Annotated in this window: 8 protein-coding genes; 2 read left to right on the top strand and 6 right to left on the bottom strand. The window is 63.8% G+C overall.

Translation table 11 applies throughout. The features are described from left to right. Positions 1-85: 85 nt before the first annotated feature. Positions 86-520 carry a nuclear transport factor 2 family protein gene (locus AC1D1P_RS12245; RefSeq protein ID WP_477669294.1) on the bottom strand — a complete coding sequence of 145 codons (435 nt, stop codon included), beginning with the start codon at positions 518-520 and terminating at the stop codon, positions 86-88. 224 nt (positions 521-744) lie between these two features. On the opposite strand from AC1D1P_RS12245, the gene AC1D1P_RS12240 reads away from it, so the two are divergent. Beyond that, complete coding sequence (locus AC1D1P_RS12240; RefSeq protein ID WP_477673163.1) at positions 745-984, top strand: hypothetical protein; 240 nt, start codon at positions 745-747, stop codon at positions 982-984. 21 nt (positions 985-1,005) lie between these two features. Here AC1D1P_RS12240 and AC1D1P_RS12235 read toward each other — a convergent pair whose 3' ends face one another. The 4 genes from AC1D1P_RS12235 to AC1D1P_RS12220 are packed head-to-tail and all read right to left on the bottom strand — an operon-like array spanning position 1,006 to position 3,886. After that, positions 1,006-1,311 (bottom strand): hypothetical protein, encoded by a 306-nt coding sequence (locus tag AC1D1P_RS12235; RefSeq protein WP_477669292.1) that lies wholly within the window; start codon positions 1,309-1,311, stop codon positions 1,006-1,008. A 33-nt stretch (positions 1,312-1,344) separates the two neighbouring features. Then, the gene (locus AC1D1P_RS12230; protein WP_477669291.1) at positions 1,345-2,028 is read right to left on the bottom strand and encodes a hypothetical protein; all 684 of its coding nucleotides are present in this window, start codon (positions 2,026-2,028) and stop codon (positions 1,345-1,347) included. Further along, positions 2,025-3,050 (bottom strand): MlaD family protein, encoded by a 1,026-nt coding sequence (locus tag AC1D1P_RS12225; RefSeq protein ID WP_477669290.1) that lies wholly within the window; start codon positions 3,048-3,050, stop codon positions 2,025-2,027. The genes AC1D1P_RS12230 and AC1D1P_RS12225 overlap by 4 nt, the downstream gene beginning before the upstream one ends. A 29-nt stretch (positions 3,051-3,079) precedes the next feature. Further along, positions 3,080-3,886, bottom strand: coding sequence for an MlaE family ABC transporter permease (locus tag AC1D1P_RS12220; protein ID WP_477669289.1), 807 nt, complete (start codon positions 3,884-3,886; stop codon positions 3,080-3,082). A 124-nt stretch (positions 3,887-4,010) separates the two neighbouring features. Here AC1D1P_RS12220 and AC1D1P_RS12215 point away from each other — a divergent pair, with 124 nt between their 5' ends. Continuing rightward, the gene (locus tag AC1D1P_RS12215) at positions 4,011-4,661 is read left to right on the top strand and encodes a LysE family transporter (RefSeq protein ID WP_477669288.1); all 651 of its coding nucleotides are present in this window, start codon (positions 4,011-4,013) and stop codon (positions 4,659-4,661) included. Between the two features lie 90 nt (positions 4,662-4,751). Here AC1D1P_RS12215 and AC1D1P_RS12210 read toward each other — a convergent pair. Beyond that, positions 4,752-5,940 (bottom strand): aminotransferase-like domain-containing protein (locus AC1D1P_RS12210; protein WP_477673162.1); only part of this gene is annotated, 1,189 nt, incomplete at its 5' end.

The raw sequence follows: 5,940 nt of genomic DNA, 5'->3' as shown, positions 1-5,940 counted from the left end.
AGCGTATGGTGTGCACGCTGCGCCCGGTGCGTGCGGCAAGTTGCCCGATCAGAAAACTTTCAGCCATGCCCGACTGTATAACGGCTCAGGCGGCCAACGCGGGCGCCTCCAGCGCAGCGCTCACCAGGGCGGTGTCGAAGTACTCCGTCAGCTCTTTCATTTGCCCGCCTTCCATGCGGCAAACATAGCAATAGCGGTTGTTGTAGGCCTTGCCGGCATGGGTGGTAACTTGCCCGCGGAACTCGATGACGACCATGTCGCCGTCGGCCATGACGCGCTCTGTGGTGCTGACATAGGGCGTGGCGAACTGGGCAAACAGCGGCCGCAGCAGCTCGGTGACGACGGCCTGCTTGCCGCGGTAGGTGCGCGACCAGGGCGTGCTGCCCTCAAGGGTCCAGCAGAAATCGTCTGCCATGGCGTCGACAAATGCCTGGCCRTTGCCTTTGTCCAGTTCAGCCATGACCTCCTGCATGCGCAGGCGGTTGGCCGCTGTGATGTCGGTGGTGGGTGCTGCACTCATGATGAAACTCCTTGAAGGCTTCTTCGCATCGACTGCGAAGTGGGTATGAAGTGGGTAAAGGCCGGCAACATTGCCAGGGCCCTGAAAGGATTGGAATACCTTGAGTGCACTCAAGGTCAAGCCCTGGAGGCAGAATCCCGCAAAATCCACCATGAAATCGGCCGCCAGCGCAATGTGGTCAAGCGCGAGCAGCTATTTTTTTAATAGCAAACCTACAATGGCGCATGAACCCCAAAAAGCCTGCAACGAGTGAATGGGTCAGCAAGATGCTGGCGGTGCTGAAAACCGGCAACACCCCGGCAGCGCTGGCCCAGATCAAGGCCACCACCAGCAGCAAGGACTTGCAGCAATTGCACGCCGCGCTGGAGAAAGCGCAACTCCTCAAACAGCTCAAGAGCGTTGACACCGCCATTTCCGACCAGTTGCGGGCGCYGGCCTCGCCTCGGCTGAGCCGCTCGCCCTGAACGCTTCAGGTCCGCTCCCTTTCAGGCGGGGCGGATTTCAAACTGCGCGTCGCCCATATACCGGTTCGGTCCCAGCGCGGCCGTCACGGCAGCCAGCTCGGCCGCCTGCCATTGGTTGAAGATTTCCAGTTCGTCGCTTGACAGGACATCTTCGGCCGGCGCTTCGCCGTAAGTCGCCACCAGTTTCATGTAGGCCGCGTACACCGGCCAGACCAGGCTTTCGTCTCCCAGCTCGGTTTCCACCGCCGTTCGGAAGCGTTGCTCAGCGGCCTGCAGCTCTTCTGCGGAGGCGTCTTCATAGGCGTAAAGCCTGAGGCGGTAGCTCACGGTTGTTTCTCTCAAGGCAAAACGGGACAAGGATCAGGGCGTTTGCGACTTCACCGGTGCAGGAGGCATGCCCTGCGTCAGCTCGATGCGGCGCCGCAGCTTTGCAGCTTCCTGGGTGTCGCCACCCTGCTCTGCCCGTCGCAGCTGAACGCCCAGCCAGGCCAGCAGCGGCCGGCGCCAGCCTTTCACAGACGCCGTATCAATCGCCTGGGTGATCACGGCAGGACTGGCTTTACCGGCCTGCAGCATCACGCCGGCAGCCACCAGTTTCGACAACGGGTCGGCAATGGCCGCCACAGCACCGACGTCACCAGCCGCCGCCCGGCGTTGCGCTTCAGGCAGCAAGGCAATGCCCTGCGGCTGCACCTGACCCTTGAGGTAATCAGCGTAGGCGCGCTGGGCGTCGGTGGCGTCTTCGCGCAGTTTCTCAAAACCGGTGCAGGGCTCGTCCAGCACCAGGCTGGCAACCCGGGTGGCGCAGTGCAGCAGCTCGGCGGTGGCTAACAGTTCGGCCCGGCCGGAGCGTGTCAGCTGCGTGCGGGCGCGCCCGAGTTCGGCCATCTCGACGCGGCTGTTGCCTTCCATGTAGGCGGCCACAGAGCGGTCCATCGAACCTTTGGCCTCGAGTTGCCAGTCGGGCGGTTGCGGGCCGCCGGCACAGGCGGCCAGCAGCAAGGCCGAAGTCAGCGCGGCGGCATACGTAAAGATGTTCTTCATGGCAGCTTCATCTCCGCATCGCGGGCGTCTTTGGCGAAAGGCCATTTGCGGCTGATTTCGTTGATCAACCCCTCAACCTTGCGCAGGCTGGCTTCCACGTCGGCGCGCAGCACGCCCAGGTCGTCAGTGGCATCTTTGGCGTTGCGGGTGACGGCCTGGGCGTCCTGCAGCAATGCATCCACTTTCTTGAGGCTGGTGCGGGCCTCGCCCAGCATGGCGTTGAGCTGAACCACGGTGGCCCGGGTTTCGGGCATCAGTCCCTTGTCGCCGAACACCTGGGTGTCGGTCTTGGCGGCCAGCCCGTCGAGTTTGGTGAGTAGCGAGTTGGTGCGCTCCAGCGTGGCGGCAAACTTTTTGGCCTCGGCCTCGCTGCCCAGCAACACTGTCAACGCACCGCCCGGCCCGTTCAGCCGCTCCGTCAGCGTCTGCAGGTTGGCCAGACTGGTACCCACCGCACCGCCGCTTCCCGTCAGGGTGTTGAGGTTTTCAATCAGGTCCTTGGCGGCAGCGATCACTTTGGGCACTTCGCCGGCCGCATCGCCCAGCAGCACCGTGCGTTCCGCGCCGTCGGGCAGCAGCGGGTCGTTCAACAAGCCGGTGTAGGCGCGGATGTTGGTGCCGCCGACGAGGCCGCGTACCAGCGTGAAGACGCTGGTGGTGCGCAGCCAGTGGGCGTCCTTGGCGGCCACATCCACCAATATGCGGGCCTTGCCGTCGCTGGCCAGCTCGATGCGCTTGACGCGGCCTATCGGGAAACCCGAGAAAGTCAGGTCCATGCCGACCACCACGCCTTCGGAGTCTTCGGCGATGAGCACCAGCCGCTGGGTGGACTCAAAGGCCCCGCGCGCATACATCACATAAAGGGCCGAGCCCACCACCAGCAGCAGCATGAAGATCAGGAGAAGCCGGGCCTTGAATTCCAGGTTGGCGATTTCCGCCGGCGAAGACTCCGGCTCCCGCGCGGGCTGGAGCGGATCCGGCCGGCCGTGCTCAGGGGATGAAGGGTCGTGGGGTGAGCTCATGGATTGTTATTTGGTATTTATTGAGGCGGTCAATAATAGTTGCCGACCAGCGAAGCCACTTCAATCAGCAAAATCACGGCGAACATGCGCACGAGGCCGCGCATCTCGGCGCTGGTGCGCACGCTGGCTTCGCCCATGCCGTAAAGCGCCGAGGCCATGGGGATCAGCGACACGGCCAGGCAGAAGAACAGGGTTTTGAGCACAAAGATCAGCGTGACGGAAGGGCTGAAGACCTGACCGAACAGCCGGGTATAGGCCGCCAGGCCCGACAAGGCGAAGCCGTAGGTTGCCAAATAAGCCACCACCAGCGCCACCACGCAACTAAGCGCAGCCAGCGTGATGCCGGAGAACATGCCCGCCACCACGCGCGGCAGCACCTCGCGCCGCACCGGCTCGATGCCGCGCTCGCGCATCTCGTCGAGTTCGCCGCTGGCCTGCATGGCCGTGAGTTCGGCGCCATCAGGGATGGTGCAGCGCAGCGCCACAAAAAGCGCCGCCGTCAGCGGAATAAGTTCAAGCACCAGCACGCGGATCACGACCTGCAACGCGTACTGCGACAAGCCGTAGCTCAGCGCGGTCACCAGCACGATCCGCGTGAGCACCACGGTGACCAGCGCGCACAGCAAGGTAAAGCCCAGCAGGATGGGCGCCGTGTTGATGTAGATGTGGCGGGACAGCACCGTGCGGCTTTGCGGGCTGTAGCTGGAAGGCGAGAGGGTCAGCACCAGGATGATCGCGCCCAATTTCACCAGGCGCCACCATTCGATCAGCCAGTGCTGGGCGGTACGGCGTGTTTGCGAGAGGCGGCCTTGCCAGGATGATGCTGTTGAAGCCATTGGGCCATGATACCCGCGGGCTATTGCCGTCGATGTAGGATGGCAGGCGTTTTGCGCGGCGTGGGCCAGCTCCCGGCCCACGATCACCGCCATCCTTCTTTCTTCATTTCGTCACCGTTTCATCATGGCCATTGACACCTGGACCGCCTACTTCCTCGCCTCCATCCTGATCGCGCTCTCACCCGGCTCGGGCGCGGTGCTGGCCATGAGCCATGGCCTGAGCTACGGCATGCGGCGCACGCGTGCCACCATCGCGGGCTTGCAGATCGGGCTGGTGGTGATTTTGCTGGTGGCCGGGGCGGGGGTGGGCTCATTGCTGGTGGCGTCCGAGCTGGCCTTCAGCATCGTGAAAATCCTGGGCGCGCTCTACCTCATCTATATCGGCTGGTCGCAGTGGCGCTCATCGAACGGTATAGCAGCGGAAGATGCCGGCCCCGCAGCCGATGCGAACGGTATTTCAGCGCGCAGGCGCTTTCTCACCGGCCTGCTGACCAACGTCACCAACCCCAAGGGCATTCTTTTCATGGTCGCAGTGCTGCCGCAGTTCATCAGCCCCGCCAGGCCGCTGTGGCCCCAGTTGCTGGTGATGGCGCTCACGACTGTGGCGGTCGACACCGTGGTGATGCACGGCTACGCATTTGCCGCGAGCCGTTTGCAAAAGCTGTTCAGGAACGCACGTGCGGTGCGGCTGCAAAACCGGCTGTTCGGTGGCATGTTGATGGCAGTGGGTGCGGGCCTGTTCTTTGTCAAACGCAGCCACGCTGCGGCGCATTAGACGCGTCGATCGCTATCAAAACAGTAGCTACTCGCGCATACCCCTAAAGGGCTGGAGCCCTAAAACCCTCAAAATAGCAGCGCCATGCCCTCAAGCCGGCCGGGGCCCAGCTTGCGACACAATGCCCGCCAGCTTGCGCAGGGCGCTGTCGGTCTCGCTGGAAAACGGTGAGCCGCAACTGATGCGCAGGAAGTGGTCAAAGCGGTTCGAGTTGGAAAACATGGAACCGGGCGCCACCCGTATGCCCTGCCGGATGGCGATGTCGAATACCGCCTGCGCTGAGGTACCCGCCGGCAACTCCACCCAGAGCATCATGCTGCCACGGGGCACCGACAACCGGGTTCCGGCGGGAAAGTGCGCCGCAATCGCCTCGGCCATCTGCTCGCGCTGCACGTTGAGCATGCGGCGCAGCCTGGCCAGGTGGCGGTCATAGGCGCTGGAGGCCATGAACTCGGCCACGGCCAGCTGGCCCACCATGTCGTTGGCGCGGCTTTGCGCGTACTTGAGCATCTTGATGCGCGCCTGCCAGCGTCCGCCGGCGACCCAGCCCAGACGCAGCCCGGGCGCCAGGGTCTTGCGCAGCGATGCGCAGTAAATCACCGAGCCGCTTCGGTCCCAGGCCTTGGCCGCCTTCAGCGGAATGTCGTCGGGCCCCAGCGCGCCATAGGTATCGTCTTCAATCAGCGCGACCTGCTGGCGATCACACAGTGCGACGAGCTTTTCCTTTTCGGCGTCGGGCATCACGCTGCCGAGCGGATTGTGGAAATTGGGGATCACCACCACGGCGCGTATGCGGTCGTGCGTCTGGAAGGCCAAATCCAGCGCCTCCACGGAAATCCCCAGCTTCGGGCTGGTGGGAATCTCCAGCGCGCGCAGACCCAGGCTTTCGAGGATCTGCAGCAGGCCATGGTACGTCGGTGACTCGACGGCCACGGTGTCCCCCGGCCGAGCCACCGCACGCAAGGCAACGTTCAGCGATTCAATACAGCCGTGCGTGACCAGGATGTCATCTGCCGACAGCCGCATGCCGGCCTCCAGCGCCCGCTTGGCCAGCACGGCATTGAGCGGTGAATCGTTGAGGAAGTCCGGCGGGTTCACCAGCAGTTGCGGGTGCTTGCGCAACGCGCGCGTGGCGGCGTTTTTGAGGGCCTCGGCCGGGTACATCTCGGGCGAGCCGTAGGTGCCTGCCAGGTTGGTCACCAGCGGGTAGACATCGCATTTGGCGACGAAATCGGACACCCGGTCATGGATGCCGACGTACTGTGCCGGATCCAGCCTG

It is taken from the genome of Polaromonas sp. P1_E1_2 (assembly GCF_056406035.1).
This window is presented reverse-complemented; position numbering and strand designations above follow the sequence as displayed.